The sequence below is a fragment of the Actinopolymorpha sp. B9G3 genome, from assembly GCF_040120725.1.
GTDB lineage: Bacteria > Actinomycetota > Actinomycetes > Propionibacteriales > Actinopolymorphaceae > Thermasporomyces.
The window spans coordinates 1-22,181 of record NZ_JBEEAB010000036.1 but is presented as its reverse complement, the minus strand read 5'-3'; the positions used below and the strand labels follow the sequence as shown (position 1 = coordinate 22,181).

General features: G+C 64.9%; 28 protein-coding genes and 1 pseudogene. 15 read left to right on the top strand and 14 right to left on the bottom strand.

The annotated features are described in order from the left end of the window. The first annotated feature begins 185 nt into the window (after nucleotides 1–185). The 4 genes from ABNF93_RS32925 (at nucleotide 186) to ABNF93_RS32910 (ending at nucleotide 3,370) form a co-directional block, all read left to right on the top strand. Nucleotides 186–692 carry a DUF4304 domain-containing protein gene (locus ABNF93_RS32925; RefSeq protein WP_349332180.1) on the top strand — a complete coding sequence of 169 codons (507 nt, stop codon included), beginning with the start codon at nucleotides 186–188 and terminating at the stop codon, nucleotides 690–692. 80 nt (nucleotides 693–772) lie between these two features. Further along, nucleotides 773–1,096, top strand: coding sequence for a hypothetical protein (locus tag ABNF93_RS32920; protein ID WP_349332179.1), 324 nt, complete (start codon nucleotides 773–775; stop codon nucleotides 1,094–1,096). A 920-nt stretch (nucleotides 1,097–2,016) separates the two neighbouring features. Next, nucleotides 2,017–2,667, top strand: a complete 651-nt coding sequence (locus tag ABNF93_RS32915) for an IS110 family transposase (protein WP_349332178.1) — start codon at nucleotides 2,017–2,019, stop codon at nucleotides 2,665–2,667. Then, a complete protein-coding gene (locus tag ABNF93_RS32910) occupies nucleotides 2,645–3,370 on the top strand; it encodes a transposase (protein ID WP_349332177.1) in 726 nt (241 codons plus the stop codon). Before ABNF93_RS32915 ends, ABNF93_RS32910 begins: the two co-directional genes overlap by 23 nt. Before the next feature lie 254 nt (nucleotides 3,371–3,624). Here the strand turns inward: ABNF93_RS32910 and ABNF93_RS32905 are convergent, their stop codons facing one another. Next, complete coding sequence (locus ABNF93_RS32905) at nucleotides 3,625–4,191, bottom strand: hypothetical protein (protein WP_349332176.1); 567 nt, start codon at nucleotides 4,189–4,191, stop codon at nucleotides 3,625–3,627. Nucleotides 4,192–4,308: 117 nt separating this feature from the next. Between ABNF93_RS32905 and ABNF93_RS32900 the strand changes: the two genes are divergently transcribed. After that, nucleotides 4,309–4,638, top strand: a complete 330-nt coding sequence (locus ABNF93_RS32900) for a hypothetical protein (RefSeq protein ID WP_349332175.1) — start codon at nucleotides 4,309–4,311, stop codon at nucleotides 4,636–4,638. Nucleotides 4,639–4,677: 39 nt separating this feature from the next. On the opposite strand, the gene ABNF93_RS32895 is transcribed toward ABNF93_RS32900, so the two are convergent. Both ABNF93_RS32895 and ABNF93_RS32890 read right to left on the bottom strand, forming a co-directional pair. Beyond that, entirely contained in the window at nucleotides 4,678–5,205 is a 528-nt protein-coding gene (locus tag ABNF93_RS32895; protein WP_349332174.1) for an SMI1/KNR4 family protein, read from the bottom strand. Nucleotides 5,206–5,964: 759 nt separating this feature from the next. After that, nucleotides 5,965–7,002, bottom strand: a complete 1,038-nt coding sequence (locus ABNF93_RS32890; protein WP_349332173.1) for a helicase-related protein — start codon at nucleotides 7,000–7,002, stop codon at nucleotides 5,965–5,967. Between the two features lie 71 nt (nucleotides 7,003–7,073). On the opposite strand from ABNF93_RS32890, the gene ABNF93_RS32885 reads away from it, so the two are divergent. Continuing rightward, entirely contained in the window at nucleotides 7,074–7,517 is a 444-nt protein-coding gene (locus ABNF93_RS32885; RefSeq protein WP_349332172.1) for a DUF6188 family protein, read from the top strand. Between the two features lie 307 nt (nucleotides 7,518–7,824). Here ABNF93_RS32885 and ABNF93_RS32880 read toward each other — a convergent pair whose 3' ends face one another. Further along, nucleotides 7,825–8,367: a hypothetical protein gene (locus ABNF93_RS32880; RefSeq protein WP_349332171.1), complete on the bottom strand. Its 543-nt coding sequence runs from the start codon at nucleotides 8,365–8,367 to the stop codon at nucleotides 7,825–7,827. Nucleotides 8,368–9,170: 803 nt separating this feature from the next. Continuing rightward, nucleotides 9,171–9,959: a DUF4241 domain-containing protein gene (locus ABNF93_RS32875; protein WP_349332170.1), complete on the bottom strand. Its 789-nt coding sequence runs from the start codon at nucleotides 9,957–9,959 to the stop codon at nucleotides 9,171–9,173. A 109-nt stretch (nucleotides 9,960–10,068) separates the two neighbouring features. Here ABNF93_RS32875 and ABNF93_RS32870 point away from each other — a divergent pair, with 109 nt between their 5' ends. After that, nucleotides 10,069–10,458 carry an SMI1/KNR4 family protein gene (locus ABNF93_RS32870; RefSeq protein ID WP_349332169.1) on the top strand — a complete coding sequence of 130 codons (390 nt, stop codon included), beginning with the start codon at nucleotides 10,069–10,071 and terminating at the stop codon, nucleotides 10,456–10,458. Nucleotides 10,459–10,486: 28 nt separating this feature from the next. Here ABNF93_RS32870 and ABNF93_RS32865 read toward each other — a convergent pair whose 3' ends face one another. Together ABNF93_RS32865 and ABNF93_RS32860 are read right to left on the bottom strand one after the other, a co-directional pair. Beyond that, the gene (locus tag ABNF93_RS32865) at nucleotides 10,487–11,125 is read right to left on the bottom strand and encodes a DUF4265 domain-containing protein (protein WP_349332168.1); all 639 of its coding nucleotides are present in this window, start codon (nucleotides 11,123–11,125) and stop codon (nucleotides 10,487–10,489) included. Then, nucleotides 11,086–11,337 carry a hypothetical protein gene (locus ABNF93_RS32860; RefSeq protein ID WP_349332167.1) on the bottom strand — a complete coding sequence of 84 codons (252 nt, stop codon included), beginning with the start codon at nucleotides 11,335–11,337 and terminating at the stop codon, nucleotides 11,086–11,088. The genes ABNF93_RS32865 and ABNF93_RS32860 overlap by 40 nt, the downstream gene beginning before the upstream one ends. 94 nt (nucleotides 11,338–11,431) lie before the next feature. Between ABNF93_RS32860 and ABNF93_RS32855 the strand changes: the two genes are divergently transcribed. Beyond that, entirely contained in the window at nucleotides 11,432–11,749 is a 318-nt protein-coding gene (locus ABNF93_RS32855) for a hypothetical protein (RefSeq protein WP_349332166.1), read from the top strand. 544 nt (nucleotides 11,750–12,293) lie between these two features. After that, nucleotides 12,294–12,641, top strand: a complete 348-nt coding sequence (locus ABNF93_RS32850) for a hypothetical protein (protein ID WP_349332165.1) — start codon at nucleotides 12,294–12,296, stop codon at nucleotides 12,639–12,641. A gap of 63 nt (nucleotides 12,642–12,704) precedes the next feature. Here the strand turns inward: ABNF93_RS32850 and ABNF93_RS32845 are convergent, their stop codons facing one another. Beyond that, nucleotides 12,705–13,445 carry a DUF2071 domain-containing protein gene (locus ABNF93_RS32845; RefSeq protein WP_349332164.1) on the bottom strand — a complete coding sequence of 247 codons (741 nt, stop codon included), beginning with the start codon at nucleotides 13,443–13,445 and terminating at the stop codon, nucleotides 12,705–12,707. Between the two features lie 762 nt (nucleotides 13,446–14,207). Here ABNF93_RS32845 and ABNF93_RS32840 point away from each other — a divergent pair. Together ABNF93_RS32840 and ABNF93_RS32835 are read left to right on the top strand one after the other, a co-directional pair. Continuing rightward, nucleotides 14,208–14,684, top strand: a complete 477-nt coding sequence (locus ABNF93_RS32840; protein ID WP_349332163.1) for a hypothetical protein — start codon at nucleotides 14,208–14,210, stop codon at nucleotides 14,682–14,684. A 399-nt stretch (nucleotides 14,685–15,083) separates the two neighbouring features. Next, a complete protein-coding gene (locus ABNF93_RS32835) occupies nucleotides 15,084–15,437 on the top strand; it encodes a hypothetical protein (protein ID WP_349332162.1) in 354 nt (117 codons plus the stop codon). Between the two features lie 531 nt (nucleotides 15,438–15,968). Here ABNF93_RS32835 and ABNF93_RS32830 read toward each other — a convergent pair. Both ABNF93_RS32830 and ABNF93_RS32825 read right to left on the bottom strand, forming a co-directional pair. Continuing rightward, on the bottom strand, nucleotides 15,969–16,256 hold the full coding sequence (locus ABNF93_RS32830) for a hypothetical protein (RefSeq protein WP_349332161.1): 288 nt from the start codon (nucleotides 16,254–16,256) through the stop codon (nucleotides 15,969–15,971). A gap of 139 nt (nucleotides 16,257–16,395) precedes the next feature. Then, nucleotides 16,396–16,611: a hypothetical protein gene (locus ABNF93_RS32825; protein WP_349332160.1), complete on the bottom strand. Its 216-nt coding sequence runs from the start codon at nucleotides 16,609–16,611 to the stop codon at nucleotides 16,396–16,398. Nucleotides 16,612–16,725: 114 nt separating this feature from the next. Between ABNF93_RS32825 and ABNF93_RS32820 the strand changes: the two genes are divergently transcribed. Next, nucleotides 16,726–17,061 carry a hypothetical protein gene (locus ABNF93_RS32820; RefSeq protein WP_349332159.1) on the top strand — a complete coding sequence of 112 codons (336 nt, stop codon included), beginning with the start codon at nucleotides 16,726–16,728 and terminating at the stop codon, nucleotides 17,059–17,061. A gap of 213 nt (nucleotides 17,062–17,274) precedes the next feature. On the opposite strand, the gene ABNF93_RS32815 is transcribed toward ABNF93_RS32820, so the two are convergent. Then, nucleotides 17,275–18,027 (bottom strand): ankyrin repeat domain-containing protein, encoded by a 753-nt coding sequence (locus ABNF93_RS32815; protein WP_349332158.1) that lies wholly within the window; start codon nucleotides 18,025–18,027, stop codon nucleotides 17,275–17,277. Here ABNF93_RS32815 and ABNF93_RS32810 point away from each other — a divergent pair. Both ABNF93_RS32810 and ABNF93_RS35145 read left to right on the top strand, forming a co-directional pair. Then, nucleotides 18,005–18,127, top strand: a pseudogene (locus ABNF93_RS32810) (IS3-like element ISAar4 family transposase); the annotation flags it as partial. The gene ABNF93_RS32815 and the pseudogene ABNF93_RS32810 overlap by 23 nt on opposite strands. Before the next feature lie 218 nt (nucleotides 18,128–18,345). Next, a complete protein-coding gene (locus ABNF93_RS35145) occupies nucleotides 18,346–19,056 on the top strand; it encodes a DUF3558 family protein (protein WP_502877671.1) in 711 nt (236 codons plus the stop codon). Nucleotides 19,057–19,117: 61 nt separating this feature from the next. Here the strand turns inward: ABNF93_RS35145 and ABNF93_RS32805 are convergent, their stop codons facing one another. Further along, the gene (locus tag ABNF93_RS32805; RefSeq protein WP_349332157.1) at nucleotides 19,118–19,606 is read right to left on the bottom strand and encodes a hypothetical protein; all 489 of its coding nucleotides are present in this window, start codon (nucleotides 19,604–19,606) and stop codon (nucleotides 19,118–19,120) included. 991 nt (nucleotides 19,607–20,597) lie between these two features. Here ABNF93_RS32805 and ABNF93_RS32800 point away from each other — a divergent pair. Next, on the top strand, nucleotides 20,598–20,771 hold the full coding sequence (locus tag ABNF93_RS32800; RefSeq protein WP_349332156.1) for a hypothetical protein: 174 nt from the start codon (nucleotides 20,598–20,600) through the stop codon (nucleotides 20,769–20,771). 142 nt (nucleotides 20,772–20,913) lie between these two features. On the opposite strand, the gene ABNF93_RS32795 is transcribed toward ABNF93_RS32800, so the two are convergent. Further along, nucleotides 20,914–21,318 (bottom strand): hypothetical protein, encoded by a 405-nt coding sequence (locus ABNF93_RS32795; RefSeq protein WP_349332155.1) that lies wholly within the window; start codon nucleotides 21,316–21,318, stop codon nucleotides 20,914–20,916. Nucleotides 21,319–21,976: 658 nt separating this feature from the next. Continuing rightward, on the bottom strand, nucleotides 21,977–22,181 hold a 205-nt coding region (locus ABNF93_RS32790), incomplete at its 5' end, for a DUF2750 domain-containing protein (protein ID WP_349332154.1).

The window sequence follows — 22,181 nt, the reverse complement described above, 5'->3', positions numbered from 1 at the left end:
GTCCGCCACGGTCATGACGTGCCATGTCAGACCAGCGCGTGGGATCGGCTCGAAGTCGAACAGCGCGGGCATGGCCGAAGGCTAGTCCCTGGTGTTCCACCGCGCGCACCCAATTGGGCATGACCGCGGTGGGGGCGACCGGAACGCGGCATGAGAGTGCGCCTCCTAATGTGGGTTCCGGTCCCGTGGACGACAAGTGGTGGCAGTGGCGCGCGCGAAGGAGGACGCCCGCGTCGGCCGTCGACGTGCCCGCCCAGGCGATCTACGACGCGATGGTCAAGGAAGTGCTCTCGCCCAGTTTCCGCGAGATGGGCCTGAAGGGTTCTGGCGGCCGGTACTCCTGGGCATCCCAGACGTGCTGGGCCCTGATGAGTCTTCAGAAGTCCGCGTACAGCGATGCCGTCGAGATCCAGTTCACTGTGAACCTGCTCGTAGCCAACAAGCAGCAGTGGGAGGCTGCTCGCTCCCAGAGGACTTATCTGCCGGAGCGGCCATCCGCTGGCACAATCTACGGCGATCCCGCCGCCCAGGAACGCATCGGGATGGTTCAGCCGGACCGGGCGGACAAGTGGTGGCGCATTCACCCCGAAGTCGATCTAGCAGCGGTGACAACTGATGTTCTCAACGACACACGGGAGTTCGCCATCCCGTGGTTACGGCAGCAGGTCGAGGGTCGAGGTGGAGCGGACTAACCGAGCTCACCGCTCATCAACATGATCGCGCGGACAGCGGCAGATGAGTGCGTTTCGGGGCGCGCCGATAGGCTCGCTGAGTGGGTGTCGTCGTCACCGTGCCGCATCAGGAGGAACCTTGGAGGGTTGGCGGCCGCGCCTTCCAACTTCTCGTCGCCGAGGTCGAGCTCCTCACCACGGACTCAAGCTTCATGGTGCGTGCCGCCGCGCTCAATGGGCTTCATCTTGAAATGGAGCCGGTTCCCGAGCGCGTACGGATCGCAACTCTGCTTGCGCAAGCTGCCCGGACGCTTCGGGCCAAGTTGTTGTCGAGCGATGAGCCAACGGGTTGGGAGCTGAGCCTAGCGGACTATCTGCCTGTCTTGGAGATGTGGATGGACGGTCTCGAGGACAGCCCAGGCTGAAGCACGATCATCGGCATGACCACGCGGAACGCGGCACGAGCGGGCAGTAGCCGGAGCCGCCAGCCGATCGAGCGCGCTCCATCGCAGTGCGCCAGCCCCAGACCCGGTGACTCACGCCGACACTCATGTCGTAGGTCGACTGGACGCCTCGGGCGAGTGCGGCCGTGTCGACTACTTCAGCCCCACCCTCGGTAAAGATCTCGATTGCCGTCAAGCCGTGCTCGACGAACTCCAAACCGTCGATCGCCTCGGCCGTGGTCCCTGATCACCGCGCCACGGCAAGACACCAACTCCCAACGTCGCGCGTGCTCCTGGGCCGGTGCGCCGCAGCGCGCTCACTTACAGGACGGCCCAGTCGCCACCACTGCACGGGATGGCGATCAGGTCGCCCACCTCTAGGCGGGCCGCAGACTTCGGCGAAAACGGAAAGGACCGCTTGGGCACGGCGGCATCCTCTCGCGGCGGGTCAAGGGCCCGCTGATCGGCATGGCCGCGACCTACTATTCGCGGCAGATCCGCACGCTTCATTCGGGCGCGATCTCGGTCCAGGCTGCCGTCACCACCCGGCCGTACTTCTCGCTCCCGAGCTCGGAATCAGTGTGTCCGCCGTGCGCAGAAACCTGCCTACGACCTCAATCTCACCGGCACTTCGCCCCGGCAGGTCGCCAGCGAAGTCTGCGAACGCGATGGCCTCTCTGAGCGCAATGAGCTCGGCGTTGGACATCGTTAGAGTCACGGCCCCAGAGACCGCCATGTCACTTTCCACTACGCCATCATGACGCGCAGCGGCCCGCGCCCGCTCGGCATGGCAGCGCGGATCGCGGCATAGAAAGACGTTCTGCGTGTCGATCCGGGGCGTAGGAACGTCCTCCTGATGCGCTTGTCGGGCTTGGTGTCCCATCGCAAACAGGAGGACGTTCATGACCAACGCTAACGGCGTGTCCAGGGGTGATCGGAACCGCAACGCGCGGCTGGCTCGACTACGCGAGCTGGTGCCACTGGAGAACGCGATCGTCGGCATCGACCTGGCCGACAAGAAGCAGATGGTGGTGGTCACCGACCACGACTCGAAAGTGCTGGCCCGGAGGACCTTTCGCTGCCGGGCATGGGATCTGGGGGTGGCGTTGGACTGGGCGGCCGAGCGCGCTGAGGCGAAGGGGTTCGCCGGGGTCACGGTCTCGTGTGAGCCGACCGGTCACCGGTGGCGGGTGCTGGGCCAGTTGGCCGCGGACCGGTCGATGCCGTTCGTATGCGTGCAGCCGATGCAGACCTCGTGGGCCCGTCGTAGCGAGGACCTGACCTTCGACAAGACCGACGACAAGGACGCGATCCTGATCGCCCGGCTCACCGCCCAGCTGCGCTGCTACGTGCCCGAGCCGGTCGAGGAGACCTGGGGCCGGCTGCGGCACCTGGGTTCCCGCCGGGAGCGGTTGATCGTCGAGGCGGTGGCCCAGGTCCAGCAGATGCGCGACCTTCTCGAATGCGTCTGGCCGGCCGCCCTGCAAGACCGCCCGGCAGCCGTTCCGATCGCGCACCTGGGCCGCCACGATGTCGGTGATCCTGGACCGTGACGGCGGCGACTTCGCCCGCACCCGCAGGCTCGGCCTGGCCCGGCTGGAGACCGCGGTGCGTCGGGAAATCATCAAGCGGGGCGGGCAGAAACCCTGCCTGCGGATCGTGCGCAAGCTCTTCGCCGCACTCGCCGATCCGACCGGCGTGCTCGCCCACCGCCGCGGCGCCCTGGAGCGGACCCAGCTGCTGTTGGAGGACTGGGCGGACAACCAGCGAAGGCTGGCCGACACCGAGGCCCGGATGGTCGCGGTCCTCGACGAGCTCGAGCTGACCGAGCTGGCCACCTCGATCGCCGGGATCTCCGCGGTCGGCGCAACCGCGATCCTGGCCGAGACCGGCGACCCGAACCGCTTCCTCACCGCCCGGGCGATGGTCAAGCACGCCGGCCTGGCCCCGCGGGAGAAGCTGTCCGGCACCTACACCGGCCGCACCAAGCTCACCGGCCAGGGCCGACCACGGCTCCGAGTTGCGGCCTGGCGGGCGGTCTGGGGAGCGTTGCAGACCAACACCGTCTACGCCGCGCGCTACCGCCACCTGACCACTCGGGAGACCAACAGGCTCACCCCGACCCAGGCCCAGACCGTGATCGCGGCCGCGATCCTGCAGCACCTGCACGCGGTCATCACCACCGGCGTCGCCTGGGACCCGCTGATCGCGACCCACGGCACACCACACCCCAAGACCACCGACCTCGCCGCCTGAACCTTCGCCACGGCGGATCAAGCGGACGGTCGGGGCGAGCCCTACGCGGCATTGAGGCACATCGATGACCTCGACGCTCATCATGGGCAGCCCCGTCCGTCGTCTCCTCAACCCGATTACACGCTGCCGGGCACACCCCCGTCACCGCTATGCAGGGACAGACGACGGACGAGGCGCCGACCAAGCGCTTGACACAAAGCGCCTTACGCTGATGAGCGGACGTCTCCGAAATTGGCGTGTTGCTCCCGCGATCTTCAGCGGGCGCCTCGGACCAAGACCACTCGGTCGGGCTCCCCAAGACCTTCAGTTTGGATCCAGCCACGGCCGTGCACAAAGCCCTTGGCCATGAGTTCGGCTTCCTGTCTCCGCGGCGCCCAGTCGCTGCGATACATGTCGGCCAGCCGTTCACCCGTGTCCTCAAACAGATGGCACGTCGCGTACACCCTCCGTCGGTGCAGCCACTCGTACCTAACGACCGGCCGACGGACGTAAGTGTCCAGCAACTCACATCCCCGGGCAGCGAGGTCGGTCGGGGTGCCTTCTAGAACGAATCCATCACGGGTTGGTGTAGGCGGGAACGTCCGATCGTGGACGCTGATCCGGTCTCCTCGCAGCCGACTCCCGCTGAGTTCCAAACCGACGTTGATCAGGGCAACGTCGGGCGCGTCGATGTCCAAGGCGAGCAGGAGTCTGTCGTCGTCAAACTCAACGCAATACGGGCGAAGGCGTCCGTCAACTAAGACTCGCAGTGCCGCCAGGAACGTGAGTTGGAACGACGTCAGCTGTGCATCCTCTAACTCGAAGTATTCGCGGTCGTCCACGCTGCACACACTAGTTGAACGTGTCGTCCCCTGGGGTCTAGGGCGGCGCGACCTCTCATCGGCATGATCGCGCGCGGATCGCGGCTGAAGAGTGCGCTTCAGTGTCAGACTCGGACCGTGGGTTGGAAGGCGTACGAAGCGATGAGTCGCATAGAGAAGAAGATGTATTGGGCAGTTCGCGAGGAGACCATGCTGCATGAACTGCCGTGGCCCGAGGTCGATTCGCCAGGGACGACTCACGAGGTGCGCTGGCCCGCCGAGGATCCTGCAGAGTGCGCGGCAGTCCTGATCGAGTGGTTCGACGCCGGACTCATTGCGGTCATGACGACCCTCGACCAACAAGCTCTGGACGCATCCGGGGCGCGGAGGCTGTTGTCCAACCCGGCGACGTGGACCCCCGATCACTCACTCGTCCTGAGCGACGTCGGCGAAGCAGGCCTTGCCTGACGGCAGCGCGATCGGCGGCAGATCAGTGCGAGTTCGTACTCAGTCGGGGAATGAGCGTTCCTCGACAAGCCCAGCGATGAAGTCCTGGAACGTGTCGGCCAGCTGGGTTACGGCATACCCGAGCTCTTGGTCGACGTGCACGACGCACGGATCGCCCGTAGCTCTGCAGGTTCGGTAGTCGAGCGCGATCATGTCGTGGCCCGCTGACGGCGTATCGGCGAAGTAGACGCCGATGGCGGGATAGCCCCACTCCTCAAGCCAGAGTCGCTGACCGTTTGAGCCGCAGAGGCTCGACGGCGCTGTGCGTCCGATGGCGAAGATTCCGGTGACTCCAACGTGGTTGTCAGCCCAGGACGTCGGCCTCGCCGTTGGATGAGCATCTCGCCGCAGAAGGCCACCGTTGTGTCTCCGGGCAAGATCGACATACGCCGACGGGAGGCGACACCCCAGCTCCGATTCGATTGACCGCACGTCGTCGTCCGACGGCGGCGCTTCGTGGTACTCGGATGCCTCGACCGCATCGGCGTCCCATAGATCGGCGAACACATCGAGGGAGCCGTACTCCATGGAGCCAAGGTAGCGGCATACATACGTCCGGATCTCGGCAGATCCGTATGGCTCGGACGCCAGTCAAGTGACCGGCAGACTTCTACTAGGTCTGCCGCAGATCAGGTGGCGGAGATGTGTTGCACATCAACCGACTGATCACCGGCGCGGCAGGTGCGTGGAAACTGGGAGACGTCTCCCGTACGACGGCACTTCTTGCTCCTCCCAGGAGGCAAGATCGCGGACCGACCTGGGCCGACGGCGTGGCTCCGGCCGAGCGCATTCCGCGCAACCACCCGTTTCCAGCCGCAAATCACTGCACACGGCTGGACGTGTGGGCGGTCATCGCCGGAGTCGAGGCGGAGCTTCAAACCGGCTCTGAGCTGCGGAAACGCTGGTGAGCGGAGGGCGTGGGATTCGAACCCACGTGGCGGGGGGTTACCCCGCCTAGCGGTTTTCAAGACCCGTAAGAAGTGCCCTTGTGACCTGCGGATTCGCGTTCATGACAGCCCCGAGCCGAGCGCATTCCCCGCGATCCGCCGGACAAGCCGCCGATGCCCGGCAATGTCCCCAGTCATACCGACTTCCGCCGGCTGGATCGACATGGTCATCGACCTGGTGTCTGCGTGAGCGCCGCGGGTCGGCGACCGTCGCCGGTCGGTTCTCGATGCGGCGGGCGTAGGCGCTGGTCATTACGGCCACGAAGAGCACGGAACTTCCCCCCTGGGCTACTGGATCTTCGGGACGTCTCGCTCGGTGAGGCGGAATCCTCCACCGGAGCTACTTTGCCTTCACCTTGGCGGGAAGCAGCGCTTCGAGTTCCGGAGTGCCGTACGTCAGCAGCACGATGTCGGTCGTGCTCTGGTCCGCAGTTTCTCGGTCGAAGGTGACCAGGATGTCCGGCGAGGCATCGTGTTGCTGGTAGGCGCTCGGGTCGCTGACTCCGGCGTCCGCATTGATGGAATACCGCGCTACGGGGGTCGGCGGCGACAGGTAGTAGGACCGAGGTTGATCGCCTACCCGTGTCAGCCGTCCCGCGCTGAGAGGATTGCTGACGAGACGCCTCTCGAGCGCGGCGAGGTCGATATCGCCATGCAGGTCCGGCGGCTCCTCGATGTGCCCGATGACTTCGGGGGCAGTGCCGAGGTCCTCGGCTTGCACGGGTCGACCGTTGAGCCTATCGACCTGATCCCGCAAGCCTTCGACTTGGGCGTTGATGTCGTCATGCGTGATGTGCTCGCCTAGGGCGAGTTGCTCGATGGCCCTTTCGAGGTTCGCGAGGACGGGTGCTGCGTCCCCGACGATGTCGGTGAAGTCGCCGTAGTCCTCCGCGATCCCCCGGTAGACCTGCTCCTCTACGGTGTCGGCGTAGAAGTAGTTGGTGACTTCGATGTCCTTGTAGGAGGCCCCGATCCGGTCCACGCGGCCGATGCGCTGTTCGACGCGCATGAGGTTCCACGGCATGTCGTAGTTGATGAGCCTGCCGGAGGTTTGCAGGTTGAGGCCCTCGCTCATGGAGTCGGTGCCGATGAGCACGGTCAGCTCGCGGTTGCGGAACGCGTTCTTGATGTCGGCCTTGGTGACGGTGGCCCAGCTCTGGCTGGCGTGGTTGTAGACCTCTCCTGCGCGTCCGGAGTAGCAGCCGATCTTGTGGATGCCTGCTGCGATGAGTCGTTCGCGAACGTAGTCCATGGTGTCGGTGTACTGAGTGAACACCACGACGCTGTCATAGCGGCGGAGCGCATGGTTGACGTCAGCGACGAGGCGGGACGCCTTGGTGTCTTCGCCGGTGATCTTGCCGAGTTCTGTTGCTGCCATCGTTCTCGTGATCGGCTGCATCGCTTACGCGGTGTGGCATCGAGAGAGTGCAGCGAGTGAGAGTGGGGAGGTTGGCGCCGCGGGCTGACGGCGACCTGGCGGTTGCAAATCGCCTGGTCTCCGGCGCGGTCGGCCGGTCGCTGGTGCAGCTGAGCGTGGGGGCCGCCAATCTGGACCTGTCCCTAACCGGGCAGGAGCCGGATGCGGGCTTCCAGCTCGAAGGCCAGGTCATCTTTGACCCAGGCTCCGGGTTGGAGTTGCGTTGCGAGCCATACTCGATAGCGGCCCTGGAGCGACTGCTACCGGTGTTGAACCACGAGCTGGTCGCCGCATCGGTGCAGGAGGCCGGCTCACTTCGCCTGTCCTTGGGCGGCGTGACCTTCCAGGTCGAGCCCTCCGACCGGTGCGACTCGTGGTTCTACGGCGGTCCCTCGGTCGCAGGCGATGTCACGATGTCTGAAGGGTGCATCTACTGCACTGCAGGCGGCCGACTGGACATCTTCACCGAGACCTGAGAAGCGCCAGCTTGGAAGGTGTGGAAACAGCCCGGGACGGGCGCACCACACTGCCTCGCTGGTGGCGGCTGTCTGTGAGCGAGGAGCGGTGTCCTGGAGCGGCCTGGAGTGAGCTGCAGTCGCCCGTTGTAGTGTCCCGTGGATGGCCCGGCGGGAGCTTGTTTGGAACAAGCCGGGCCGTTGATCTCGTAGGATCCGAGCCGTGATCCACGTGCCCCGTTGATCGGCGACTGGCTAGCCGTATGCCGATCAGACTCCCAGGAGCGAGAGCGCCGGGTTGCACGAGCCGGTTGCTGTACCCGTCAAGTCACGTACTTTGTTCCGTGCCGGCAAGCGGTCGGTGTGGGCAGGTTGTGCAGGTGAACAGGTAGAGCGATCCGACGTCGCCGAGCATGAGGCCGTGTGGTGCCCATGCGTCTCGGTCGATGATGGTGTGCGGTCCGACGATCGCTGGGTTGTCTCGGTCTTCGAGGGGAAGCCAGCGCCCTTTGGTCCCGAATTCGTCGGTGGCGATGGTCAGCAGGTGCTCCATGGTGCGCCCGCACTCGCAGACAGGCTCGAAGGGGTCTTGGATCCAAAGCGGGTAGCCGCCGACCTTGGTGCCGGGTGCGGAGGAGAGTGCGTAGTTGTATTGCTCGTCGTGTTGGGCATCCCACTGTTCAACCCGGTGTCGAAGCAAGCCAGGTAGAACGTCCCGGTCGCACTGTGGATACTCGGTGACCTGCTCGGGGTGGAGCATGCACGGGATCGGCACATAGTCGTTGGCGAGCAGCTCCTCGTCGAACCGCGGTGCCGGTGGCGGCTCAGTGCGGGGCTCTCCGATTTCGGCCGCTTGCCTCCAGACAGTCACTGGACGAGGGCCCCACCATGGCGCTTGATGGTCGTTTGGACACCAGAACACCTGGAGCAGGTCACAGCGTTCAGGAAACGGCAGCTCCGGCACATCCCGAGCGAACAGCTGCAGCACACCGACCATCGGAACCGGCGACTCTGGCGGCTGTGGATTCCGGCGGCGTGCACGGAACGGGCCGTCACCTCTCTTCCCAACGCTGGAGATGCCGGACAGAGTTCGCGACCACGCGATCGCCAGATCCATCGAGGTCACCCACGCCGGCGCGTCGATCTCCTCGTACCCCCGGTGAAGTTCCTGGCACGTCGGCCAAGGCTCATCCGCCGGCCATAGCAGCGGCCCGCCAAGCGAACTGTCGGTACGACCTGGCTCGCCAACGCGGGGATGGAGGCGAACAGTGCGTTGGGCAAGCGACCCGAGTTCGGGAAAGACGTCGGTGATGTCTCGCGGCGGTGGTGGGGTCGTTCGGCTCATCGATATCGCCTCGCAATTGGCCCGGTCACATGACCCCCGCGAGCCCGGCGAGCATAGCGAAAGCACGGCAGGGCCAACATGCCGCGGGTACTACGGCCAACCTCCAGCCCTTCAGCGGTTGCCGCGAGTTCCTTGCGCGCGACCTGCAGACGCTTTGCCAGAAACCGTCCACTGGCGTGGACGGTTCTGCCCAAAGTCGCGAGGTACGTTGCAGCGGGATCACTCACGGAACCATTCTCCCCTGCGATGCGGTTCGACCGGTCGCGGCAGCGTCGGGCGATCGTAGTCGCCCTGCATGCGGCTACGACAGGGCGGTGATCGCGCGCAGGTCACCCGCCGAACCAACGGCGGAGCAGAGACTTCGGACGCGTCTTCGCTGGAGCCTCGCCGGTGCGCTCCGGCGGCGGCGCCGCATGGGGGTCGCCGGTCAGCAGGAAGTCTGTGACCGCAACGATCGCCGTGCCCGAGCTGTTGAGCCCGAGCCAGGTTGGATAGAACCCGTCGCCCCACCCGGAGGAGCAGACGGCGACAGGAGTCGCTCCGGCCTCGGGTGCGACCACGACTGCGCTTCGAGTCCCAATGCCGTCGCTGAACAGTGCCCTGGACATCGGGTCGTCGAGCATTCCGGCGTCCGTATGAAGTACGCGTCCGGCCACCCTCATTGCCTCCGGGCTGCCGAAAGATCCGGTGCCCGCGTCGACGCCGTACCCGAAGAATCCCTCCCCATCGAGGGTTGTGACGTCCTGGCCAGCGACAGTAGCCATGACCCAATCCGCAATCGGTTCTGAGCCGACGCGGAGGATCAGGGCAGCGACGCGCTCGTGGCCCTCGCCGACAACCGCCCGTGCCACAATCACGTCCGCGGAGTCCGCCCCGAGCAGTTGTTCAAACGGTTCCGGCTCGGCTTCCATGACGTACGGGTCGGTTGCAACCACGCGCCCGCCGGGGATCACCAACCTGTCGACAGCCTCAAGCAGTACGGCGTACCGGACGTCATCCTTCGCATCATGGTCGCGGAGTTCCCCGGCCGTGATCGCCCCGTAGATCCACACGGCGCGCAACTTCCACCACGGGCTGGAAGCTGCCGAGGGCACATTTTGGGCCGGGAGTTCGGTCACGGTCCGACCGTAGTCGACGTACCGACGCGGAGCATCCGCTCATCGGCATGACGGCCCGGGTCGCGGCAGATGAGTGCGTTCCAAGTGAACATCGGCGAGAGTCGACCTCGTGACCGACTCCCGGCCGAGCGAGGAACGCCTTCGTCGAAATCCATCTGCAACGACGGACGATCTCGTCAAGGTCGAAAACGCTCTGGGGACGCTTCTGCCTGATGAACTGGTTCGGCTCTACAAGGCGGCCAACGGGTATTACAGCGTCCACGGACAGTGGTGGGTGATCTGGCCGCTTGATCAGATGGCTGATGCTGAGAGTTGGCTGAGCCCCATCGACGGCTACCTCGACGACTGGATCGCATTCGGCGACGACGGAACGGGTGACCCGTACTGCTTCCATCGCGCTGACCAATCGATCACCCGGCTGAGCATGATCGATCGAAGCCACGAGCGCGTGGCCATTGGGCTCCCGGACTTCTGGACGATCGTCCTCTCGCGTGTGTAGCCGTGCCCCGCGAGCGAAGAGCGGCAGATCAGTGTGTTCGCCGTCGTCCAGTCTCATACGTGAATCGCCCGGCCCGCTCGCCGGCATGAAGTTCGTCCGCGACTGCTTGGGCCAACGCCCGATCGCAGGAGAGACCGAGCAAGTGACCGCTGTAGCCCTCGATCAGGCAACCCATCTCAGCGAACTCGATCGCAACCTGCCTCAGCGCAGCCTCGTCCGCATCCTCCTGCCAGATCCGAAACGTGTTGTTGCCCCCGTCGACCACGATGGCTGTAGCGACCAGCGCACCCTCACCGGATGCGATGACTGCCACTTCGTCGCCGAAGTTGAGGTCGTAGGCGAACAAGGGCACCGCGCAGATCTCTGCTGTCTCGCCGCTCGGGCTACGACGCACACGAAGGCCCTCCCAGATCTGCGGAGCGTCCGGCTCAGTCGGTATCGCGAACCATACGGTCGCGTCGGATTCCTGAGCCGCAGGGATCGGGACCAGCGCCCCATCGTGGCGTGACAGGTCACCACGGGATGCTGTCGGTACTGATCGGGCACGGCGGAAGCCTAATGGCCCAGGCCACTTGCCCGTCCGCTCATGGCCGCGAACGAACGCGCGGACAGCGGCATGAGCGGGCGCTACTCCCAGCCATGCTCGGCGTAGGTGCGACGGTCCCATTCGTGGTCCGTCGTGTATGTGCCCCAGCCCATGTGCTCGTAGTACAGGGTCATGGCCTCGAAGTGGCTTTCGGCATTCACAGTCCAGGTCAGGCGAGCGGACTTCCCGAGTAGTGCGCGGGCCGCATCTCCTCTTGGACCGGCAAGGCAGAACGTCAACGATGGTCCCGCTCCCTCATCGTCGTCCGGGTCCTCCCACAGTTCGTGAAGCACCCACGAACCATATGTCGAGCCGTGCCCTCTCATCGGCATGGTCGTGCTTCACGCTCGACGGCATGTCCGTGCGCCTGCGTGCCATCCTCGTGTCGTGGATGAGGCCCGGAAGAACGCGGCACGCGATGTCCTGCTCGATCTGTGGCGTGATGGCTCGCCGGTGATTGGGCCGGAGACCGTTGAGAAGACGCTCGCGATTGGCTGGCGGCGATGGCGTTCGTTCGAGCGACGTAATTCGAAGGGCGCCGGCGACTTTGAGGCTCGACTCGAGGATCTGGCCAAAGGGCTCCGCGATGCGCTCGAGGCGGATCCGCGACTCACCGGCCCTCTCATCGAGGACTATCGTTTCCTGGCGCGCACACTCGGCGCCGAGTTCGCCCGAGGCGGCGGGCCCGAGACTGACAGGGAGTAGTGTGCCCGCACCCGTCGCGTCATGGTCGGTCGTATCAACCCATCAAGCCAGGGACCGTCGTGCCCCGCCGTCCGATTCGCCACTCGCCTTCGTCGGTGTGGAGGACAAGAGTTGATCGCGTGCCGAACAGTCCTCGCCGCTGCTCAACATGACCACCACAAGACAGGTACACGACCGCTGCCCGGGCGAGTTTGTCCAAGGCGTCCCGAACGTCGTCCTCATCACTGGTAGTGGTGATGAAGACGCTGCACCGAGGTTCTTCGAACCGGGCTTCCTGCCATTCCGGCGAGGTGAGTAGGTGACTGACGAGGCCGGTTGCACTCCGAAGCCGTACGTGCGCAGACCAACTGCGCCCGGGCGTCAGCCACTCCGCATGCGCGGCATCTCCCACAACGTCAACGACGACCTCTTCGAGTAGGACGCGATCGCGATCTGCTGACATGAGCCGAGCATGCCAGCCTCCGATGCACACTTCCGCTCATCGGCATGGTCGTTCGTCACGCTCGGCGGCATGAGCGGCCACTTGGCTCGGTAGGTTCTCCGCATGGACGGTCCGACTCCGCGCTCGCTCGCCAACCTCATCCGTGCAGTTGCGGTCTTGGCTCTGCCGGCCACAGATCAGGTGTTCTGGATCGACTCGCTCGGGGTTGGTCATGCTGTCGATGAACTCGCCCTGGAACTGGGCGACGGCGCGCTGCTCGCGCGTCAGTTCGTCGACGCTGGATGGCTGGGGGCGGAGGTACTTCCGCCCTTACGGGCTCTCGATGCGCTCATGGAGGGGATGAGCGGGCCGGAGAATGCGCCGTTGTGGGACATTTCGTCCCTGAATTCGTCACCTCGCTGGGCCGCAGCGCGACGGGAGGCGTTGGAGGTCTTGCGCGCCATTCGGTGAGACGACCAGAACGTCCGTTCATCGGCATGGTCGCGCTTCACTCTCGGCGGCAGATACGGACGTCTATGCGGCGGGTTCAGCTTGGAGACGCAGGCTCGCGAGTGCCTCCCACAGCACTGGCACTCTTCGCATGATCAGGGCGTTGTCGAGTTCGGCGGTTCCGGCCGGGAAGATGCCGGCATCGTCGAAGAACGACGAGTGCGCATGAATTACCGATGTGGGCTCAACCTTCCATGCGGAGGTCTTCAGTCCCAGTCCATCGAACCGGTTCGGCCGGCGTGTGGCGGAGTATCCGACCGAGCCGGTCTCGAAGAAGGCTGAGGCGTCCTCCAAGCCGGCGAACAGGCGACTGTCGCCGAGCTGGTCGGTGATGTGCACCGAGACATCAACGCGCGCGGATCCGTCCAGGGTCGCGTATGCCACCCGAACGTCCTCGTCGGTCTCGTCCACGAGGAACCGCGCACGGTGGTGCTCGCCGGGATAGATGCGGCCACCGAGCACGACGTTGACCCACGAGTCGCTGTCGCGCCTAGGGATGTACACCCCTGCCTGCGGGCCGCTCGCCGTGTCCCACTCGACCGCCACTCGGTGCGCGGCGTTCTCGCTGCGCAGCCCGACCCACCGCGGCGTGTGTCTCGGGCGCATCTGGCCCAGGCGGATGAGGCAGATGCCGGCCACCGCGGCGCCACCGACCAACTGCGGCCGGAACGGGTGGGGAAGCACGCGGGCTATCGCCTCAGGGTCGACCCGGTAGTTCACCAATAGCCGACGCTCGATCTGACCCTGGATCCCAGGAAGCAGCACGTTTACCTCCGATCGGTGGCCTCCATTGTCCCCTCGAAGCACCGACCACTTGGGAACCGGTCAGAAGAAGGTCCACACGCTTGCGCAGACAGCGGCAAGAGAGTGCGCTGCGCAGTGGCCGCTAGGCCAGCCGGTCGACTCGCATGCGAGAGCAGCGAGCCATCAACGATGTGTCGTCAGTCCACAGGACCATCTCGACGAACACTTCGTCCTCCAGGTCGGTGACACACACCTCAGTCAACTCGGCGTAGTTCCACGGCAACGGAACGTCGCGAGAAACGTGCCACTCAGTGACGCCATCCAGCACCAGTTGGTAGTGACCCCGCTACCCTCGCTCTCGACAACCTCCACGCCGAGGTGGAGCGTCCAGGCCACAGGATCGAAGGAAACTGAGACGAGGCTTCGACCCCACAGTTCGTCGGCACTAGGCACGGGAGCAGCCTGCCAGAGATCGAATGGCGATCACCGCTCACCGGTACGGCCGCGCACATTGCGGCAGATCCGGACGTTGCGTCCGCTGGTCGCTAGGTTGTCCGCGTGGGCGAGCGAGTGCTTCCGAGTGGCCTCAACGTCGGGTGGGACCCTAACGCGTCGTCCGTCACCTGATGTGCGACACCTGGGTCTCGTCCATCTGCCCGGCCGAGCGGCTGGTCATGTTGGGTCGGCTCATGGTCGGCCGGTCCATTTCCGGATCCGTTGCCGCCACGGGGTTGTTCTCTTGGTCGGTCCTGTCGTGGGTTCGGTGACGGGGTACCGCGGCGAATGCCTCAACTCGGTCACCAGGTCTCGAAGTCCAGCGGCGAGGGCGATTGCGAGCTTCTGATCACGACTAAGTGGGGCGTCGATGAGGAGCTCAGCAATGTACTGCTGTTGTCGTTCATCCGGTGGCAGATACATCGGAGCGGTGGGCTGGCGCCCCAGAGCTGCCAGATGCCGATCCGGGTCCCGGAGTACCTCGAGGTCTGCGATCAAGGCTTCCCAGCCTCGGCGGCTGCGGTGGAGCCTCCATCCCCGCTGCCGAAGGTGCGGGTTGGTCGCCCGCTTGAGGTGCGCGAGGTCGGCAATCGACCAGAGCCCCAGATTCTGCGCGAGGACTTCGATTGCCATGCGGGCAATTCGCGAGTGCTCGGCGGCGACGAGCCCAAACAGATCCGGTACGTCCTCGCTCGTGGCCTTGGCCACGAGCAGACGCAAACCCACCTTCTGCAGGGCGAGTTCCGTGCTGTGTACGAGGTCTAGTACTTCCTCTCGGTCGGTCTGCGCACCAGCCTCGGCCAGGGCGAGGTAGGCACGTGCCCGACGCGCGGGGTTCGCCGCCGAACCCGCGACCTGTCGACAGGCCGCAATAGGGTCGTTGCCCATCTCCGTCCAGCGCTGTCGGGCCCAAGACCGCACCAGGACGGACGAGTCAACCAGTAGAGGTTCGACGTCACTTGGGGCGAGTTGAGACGGGTCAAGCCTGACCAATCCGAGGACTCGGCTCTCAGCCGTACGGGCGTGGAGCAGAACCGCACGGATCACAGCGGGTTCAGCGTTGTCGGCGATCAGGTTCGCGAGCAGTCGGCGCACAACTTGGTCTCGCTCCACGGGTAGCTGGCCGACAGCATCCTTTGTTCGCAATAGGCCGCGCTCCTGGCTGTGTCGGAAGGCGACCCGGCGGAGATCGCGATCTGTCGACTCTCGCAGCTGCGCCCAGACGTGGGGCTCGCCGTGCCGGTTCTCGATCGCGCCAAGGTAGAGGGTCCGGGCTTCCACTCCACGAGCACGCGTTTCGAACCGCTGAAGTACTGGCATGATCAGCGCAGCGGTCTGAAGATCGGTTCGACTCAAGACGGCCTCTATGGCCGGCTCACGGACCTGTGCGACGTGATCTGCTGCTCGCAGAGCGAGCATCCGCTCGCTCAAGGGAGTTCGTGTGCGGGCCAGGACCCGCACGGCGCGCTGTCGGACGAAGCCATCGGGATGCATGCTCGCCAGGGACGCAGCCGATGAAGATCCCGACAGGACCTGCCTGGTCCACTGCTGTGCCTTACCCAGCGTCGGTCCTTCGTACCGATACTGGCGAGCGAACCCATCGATGCGAAGAAGCTCCCGAGCGGAGACGCTGGCGAGCCAGGACCCTGCGAGCTCCATGCCGGCGACGTTTCCCTTCAGGGCGGCTGTCGCTGCAGTGCGCAAGCGTTCGCGGATGTCGGCAGGGCTCAGCACACCGAGCATCGTCACCCATGTGAGCACGGATGTCACCGCCTTTAAGGGCACGAGCCATGTCGGTTGCGTCGGGCGAGCGCTACCGGTCTGAGGGCCAGATGGCCGGACGCCGACACCTGTCTAGGCTGTCGCACATCAGCTGGCGGATCACAAAGTGACCTGTGCCATCGTCCAGTGCCAGGTGATCCCGACACTCGCGCGCCAGGTGACGTGCGACAGTGCGAAGCCCGGATTGCGGCATGAGAGTGCGTTCGCGCGGTCAGTTGTCGACGGCGATCACCTCGCGCCTCGCCAACCATGCGGTCATCCGGTGGATCAAGTCGGCCACCGCATCAGCCTGCTCCGGATGAACGCGGACGGGCTGTTTCCCGAGTCGTACCAGCCGGTTTCTTTACCCTCGACGTATGCGGTCGGGGTCCAACGCTGGTCGGCGCTCCACGTGACCCACAGGTCGATCAGCCGAGGTTCGGCACGGAGGGCGTCAGCGAGGGCAGGCTCGAAGGTAGCGTCTTCGAACTCGGCGTCGGCCGAGCGAAGCAGGTCGACGAACGCCGCTTCGCGCCGACGCTCCACGATTCGAGCCACGGATCTGGGGGTGGTCATTGCACGAGGCTATCCCTGGCCCGACCGCACATCCGCATGGTCGTGCTTCAGACTCGGCATGAGCGGACGCCCTTCGCTTGATGGTTCCGACTCATAAACGAGTTCACTTCTGCGGTCCGTCGCGTCGAGCCGACTCGCGTCAGCCATCCCCCTCGCTGGCTCGCCAAGCGATCATGCGATCCGCGACACCGCGCCAGTCCATCGGCTCCCCGCGCTCCTCCGCATGCTCGACGTACTCGGCGAGCCGTTGAAAGAGGACTTCGGCCGGGACTCCCTGCCAGCGGCCGGGATGGTCATGAGCGTCGTCACGGAGGTCCCAAAAGCTGTCCACAAGCCTGCGCTCGACGTTCGTCACGACAGGATCCTAAGCCGCCGACGGCCCGGCCGCCCATCGGCATGACGACGCAGAACGCGGCATGTGAGTGCGTTTCGAGGGGGCAGTGCCTGTGCCGTCGGGGATGATGAGGTGGTGACTTCCTCGGGTAACCCCACGGCCATCGCGGCCGCTGTCCGCACGTTCTTCGCGGAGCACGAGGTCGCCAGCCTTCGACTTCCTTCTGGCTGGTTCGGTCGTCCCTACGACAACAGGCATCAGTTGACGGAGACCGCCACGGAAGGCTCTGACATGCTTGTCCGCCTGGACGATAGGCAGGTCCTCACACTCGCCGCAGAGGGCATGTCGCCAGAGGGACGCATCCTCCGGGTCACCATCCGGGGAGGGCGGTGGCACTGGACCGAATACGGGGGCGACATCGAACACGACGAGGTGCTGGGACCCGGAGTCGTGGCGTTCCACGCACCCTAGCTCTTGAGCCAGCTCACGCACATCGGCTGCCAGATCCGTGTGTTGGTCTCTCGTCAGGTGGTCTGCAGGGTTCTAGGCCTGCGCGACACCTGGAATCCACGGATGTGCCTATGTGGGGTCATCTGTAGAACTCGTTGAGGTCCTCGAAGATGTCTGCCAGGTGGATTCGCGTCATGCCCGCCGGCATTTCCATGGGGGGCCCGTAGGCCAAGTTCAAGAGGGCGCCCCTGATGAGCCTGTGCGGCGATCATTGCGCAGGCGGTCTGTGACACGGTGAGCGTCCTCGGCCGAGGCGCCCACCAGGGTCTCGAATTCGTCGGCGCCGAGGTCATCGATGGCGTGATCGACGAGCATCGCCAACTGCTCCAGGGCGCGGTCGTCGCCAAGCAGCTGGACCACGCCGGCGCGCTGGTCGATCACCGTTCGGGGAGCATCGAGTATTTCGGGACCGACGGACTGCTCACCCATCATGTGTCGGACGTTCTGACGACCCCAAGCGAGCGCGAGCGTATGGGCGGAGGATCCGTCGACAGCCTTCCTGTCTTTGTCCGCACCATGGCAAAGCGGCGACGCGATGATCCCGTCCGTGCCTCCTCGCTCAACGGCATGCATCAGAGCTGTCCGCCCGTTCGCGTCGGCGGCATCCACCTCGGCACCGCCGGCCAGGAGCTCCTCGATCAGACCGGCGTTGCGTCGCATCGCAGCGACAACGATCGCGGGGGCGCCGTCGGATCTCACGGCGCTCGGATCGGCGCCATGCTCGAGGAGAAGCCTCACGACGGCCGGGGGCGATTCAGAGGCAACCGCCGAGACGACGGCCGGGTCATCGTGGGGACGGACCGTGGCACCGGCGACGAGGAGGAGTCGAACCGTCTCCAAGGACTCCGGCTTTGGCCAGATGCCGCTGCCCGCAAGGGCGTCCGCTCGAAGCCACTCTCCACCTCGGGTCGCCGTCGCCGAGTACATCGAAGTCTTCTACAACCGGCAACGGCTGCACTCCACGCTCGGCTACCGCAGCCCACACGAAGCCCTCACCGAGTTCGAGACCGCAGCAACCGCTGCATGATCAACAACAGCATTGAGATTCCTTATGGCGATCACCCCAGATGCCAGTCCAGTGGCCGAACTCACCCACTGACTACGCCGCCCTCAGCTCAGAACAGCCATCTAGGGAGCAACTCGGGCAAGAACGTCGCGAGCTGCCCATAGCCGTCCAGGACATCATGCGGTCCAGTCGCGGCTCTGCTAGCCTCCGCGCAGTCGACACAACGAAATGAGAGCCAGATGCCAAGCTTGGAGCGTGTCGGCTGGATGTGGGTGACGCCGGCGGTAGCGGCTGCTAGCGCGGCGGCGCTGCTAGGTCTGGTTGGGTGTATGTCAAACGAGTCCGGTACAGCGCCGACGCCGGGGAGCCAGATCACCGAGAGCCCAGTGGAGCCGTCCTCTGGGTCGGCTGCGGCACCTATTCCGAACGCCTTGTGCAAACTTCTCACACCGGCGGAGCTGTCCACGCTCGCCGGAGAGGAGTTGCCGGAACCGATGGTTATGAAAGTCGGTGGACTGCCCGCATGCCAGTGGCGAGCGTCCACCGGGATCGGCGTCCAGGTGGTAAGTGTTCCGGCGGGAACGTGGGCAAGGCAGCTGGCCGCGATAATAGAGCAGGTAAAGGCGTCGGGGATGCTTGATGATTCGGAGACTTCCCGGAAGCTGGAAGCGGCTCGCGAGCAGATCGCGTCAGGTACGGAGATCGACCCGGATCGCGCCTGTGATTTGTTCTCCTCGCTGCTGGAGATCCAAGGGCAGCCGAGCGGAAGTTCCAGGATTGTGAACCTGATCCCCACACGTGAACGCCCCCAAGCCATCAACGCGCAGACCTGCAGCCGAGGCACATACACATCTGTCCAACTCGTGATGCCCCGCCTAAGCGGATCCGAGAGTGAGATCACGAGGGTGTCAGACGCACTGACCAGCGCTCACGAACGCAACACGAGCTAGATACCATCGCCGTTTCAATTGAAGCCTCGGTATGACGGCAGTCTCCCATCCGAGCAGGCGTTCAGCTCCAATGGCGCATGGCGAGCACGTTTCGTGCCAGCTCAGCGGACTCTCCAGTGCACTCGCGCGCGGCTCGAATGAGTAAGGGCTTGTGTCGGTCGGTGGCACACACCGACACGACGGCCAGCGCCTGGTAGAGCAGGTCGGCGTGGTCGAGGTCGGCGAGGATGCGCTCGGCCAGCTCGGCGACTCGCTCGATCGCTTCGAGGTTGTTGTGTGCCTTACCGATCGCCCAGATGACCGCCGGGTTTGCTCGGCTGTCACGATCCTCGACATGGGCCAGCAGTCCTTGCAGTACATGCTCGGCATCTGAGTCCGACAGCTCAAGGTGCGCATGACCACCAAAAAGCCGTTCCACGTCGCCCAACGTCCCATGCCCGCCGGCTCTACAGAATCGGTGACGCTCAAGGAGGAGCCCAAGACGGAGGGCGGCCTGGGTGACACGATCATCGTTCTCGGACCGCAGGTGTCCGATCGTGTTACCAAGCATCGTCTGAGATCCCCTTGGCCTGAGCCTCACGTATCGAGGTCGATCGCCGCTTCGACCGCTGCTGCTGTGTCGACTGGAGCAGCTCGCGGGTGAGAGCGTTGATCTGGCATGCGAGGTCCTGATCGGGGTGGCGTAGGTCCTGCCAGGGATCGACCAGGAGGGGCGCGTCTGCCTGTTGCACGGCGTCATACTTCCACAGCGGACCATGCCCGGCGACCACCGTTTCCGTACCGCCCGGCTCTCTAACACTCCTCCTCGGTGTAGACCATTCTGCGATCCTCGGCATCTGCGAACTCGTGGCCGATGTACTCGATAGCGCACCCTGAGGTATTGCGGGGCAATGCATAGCACTCGCGAATTCGGGTTACGAGGTTCGGGCGTTCGTCGGCGTCGATCCACCGGAGCACCCCTCCTCCAGCTCGTCCGAGAAGGACTCGACAGTCGGCACGCTTGATCATGCTGCGGACCGTCCGCGAGTCGAGGCGCCGCCGACGAACGGTCCAGGTGTGACCGTTCGGATCCGTCAGTTCTCCGGAACCGGCCGAACTAAGCGTCATCTCATGAGTCTGCCATGTCGTAGTGCGCACAACCGCCGGGTAGTCGGTCAGGTGCTCATCGACACCATCGTCCGCGCCGTCGAGTGCAGAAGGGAGTGCACCTCGCCCGCGGGGACTGTCAGCTTGGGAACCGTACATCTACGGCGGCCAGAGGTCGCTCTCAGGCGTGGAGCGAGGGGCTGGAGCGGCCTGGAGTACCCCTTGTTGTCCTCGGTAGATGGCGCCGTTAATGGCCCGGCTGACCCTCTGGCTGCGAACTATCGGCGCCCGGCTTGATAGCGGTCGCTCAGGCGGACCTCATGCCGCCACAGGTCGGGACGGGCCCGACTGGTCATGGGCGGGCGTTGCTGTACTTCGCTGCTATGCGGGCTCCTGGATGCGGCCGAGGCGGGACCCGACCCCTCCATGCCATGGCTGGTGCAGACTGACCCCTCGTGGCGGTAGACAAGAAGTGGGTAGCGGTCGAGAGCGTCGTTCGAGCAGCGCTGGTCGACCGGGATGTGTTGAAGCATCCGCCAGAGTCGAATGAGGACTGGATGTGGCTGGCCGCCACCATCACGGACCACATCGTTGCCGCGTTCGAGACGACACCGAGGGACGCTGGATGATCCTGGCCTTCTGTCTCGTAGGCCGCTGAAGATCGTCCGGTCGTGTCCATCGAGGTCCAGATCACACGGACCGGAGGGACTCGATCGGCCAGTAGTGTCGCCCGGCGTCCATGGTCGTCCAGCACCTCTGTTAACAAAAGCGTTAGCAAAACCTCGGCACGAGGATGGCAAGCTTGGAAGTTGTGCGCTCATCCTCAGCGTGGCTGGGTCGCCCCTCGCGTTCGGTGCAGGAGTCACTTAAGGTCACGTCGTGGGCATATTCAACATCCTCGTTGCGCGGATCGTTTGCCCACGCTGCCATCAGCGGGAAACGCGGCACATTCAGTTCCACCACGGACGCCTGGATCTTCGCGAGTACAGACTTGGTGACCTGCTCGAATGGGACGAGACAAACCCCTCGCCAACGATGACGCGAACCACGCGAGCCTGGTACCCGGGCTATGCAGACCCTTGCCCGCGCTGCGGCTTCGACACTCCACTCGGTGGCTTCGCGATCGTCTTTGACGATGGCCGGATAGCTGAGCTTGTCACCGCACCAATCGACCATTGCTTCGCCGACCTGATCGAGGCCGAACCCCTGGCCCTAGGCGTGTTGCCGACTCCTTCGCCGCTAATTGAGCCGGGTAATCCGGCCCCATGCCCGGCCTGTGGCGCCGAGTACACGCAGAGCACCGACCCTGACAACATGTCGCGGAGTGTCTGTTACTGCGGTCATCCCCGGTTCTACGACTACAAGCATCTCGATGGCACCTGCCCGTGCGACTCGGGCGCAGCCCCCCAGCAACCAGGCGTATAAGGCTTCTCTCCCGTAGACCTCCCACATGGGGCGAAGTGTCAACAGAGATCCATCTGTACGGCCGGAGACCTCCTCCATGCCATGGTTGGTGCGGTCTCCCGCTGACCAGGCACTTTGGCATAGTCGCAGGTCAGCGGCCCTCGTTGCCTCTCGTTGCCGTCCGTTCCGTCGTGTTGACGCTTGTGATCGTCTCCCAATCTTCTCCCAGTCCGGCCTCCGCGTAGGCCTCGAAGATGGCCAGCTTGGAAGATGTGCCACGTCCGCTGGATCGCGTCACGCGGGTGCCACGCCTGCTGGCGAGCCCGAGCTGGCCGCCACTCAGTTGACCGTGGGTAACCGACAATCGCCCTGGCGTGCCGCACGATCGGGCACGTAGCGGGCACGCCGATCCGTGGTCGGCATGACACCACTACCAGGGGTTTGGGCGATCCTTGGCGGATCTTGGCTCACGGCGAGCATCGAGGTTCCTCAGCACGTCTGCAACGGTCAGGTCGTATCCGGTGGCGCGAGCTCCACTCCAGTTGAGTCCGATCCGGAGTCCGTCTTTCTCGAGGTTGGGCAGCCACTTGTCCAACCAGTCCTGTCCAGAGATCTCAACCGGCTCCATTCCGGCG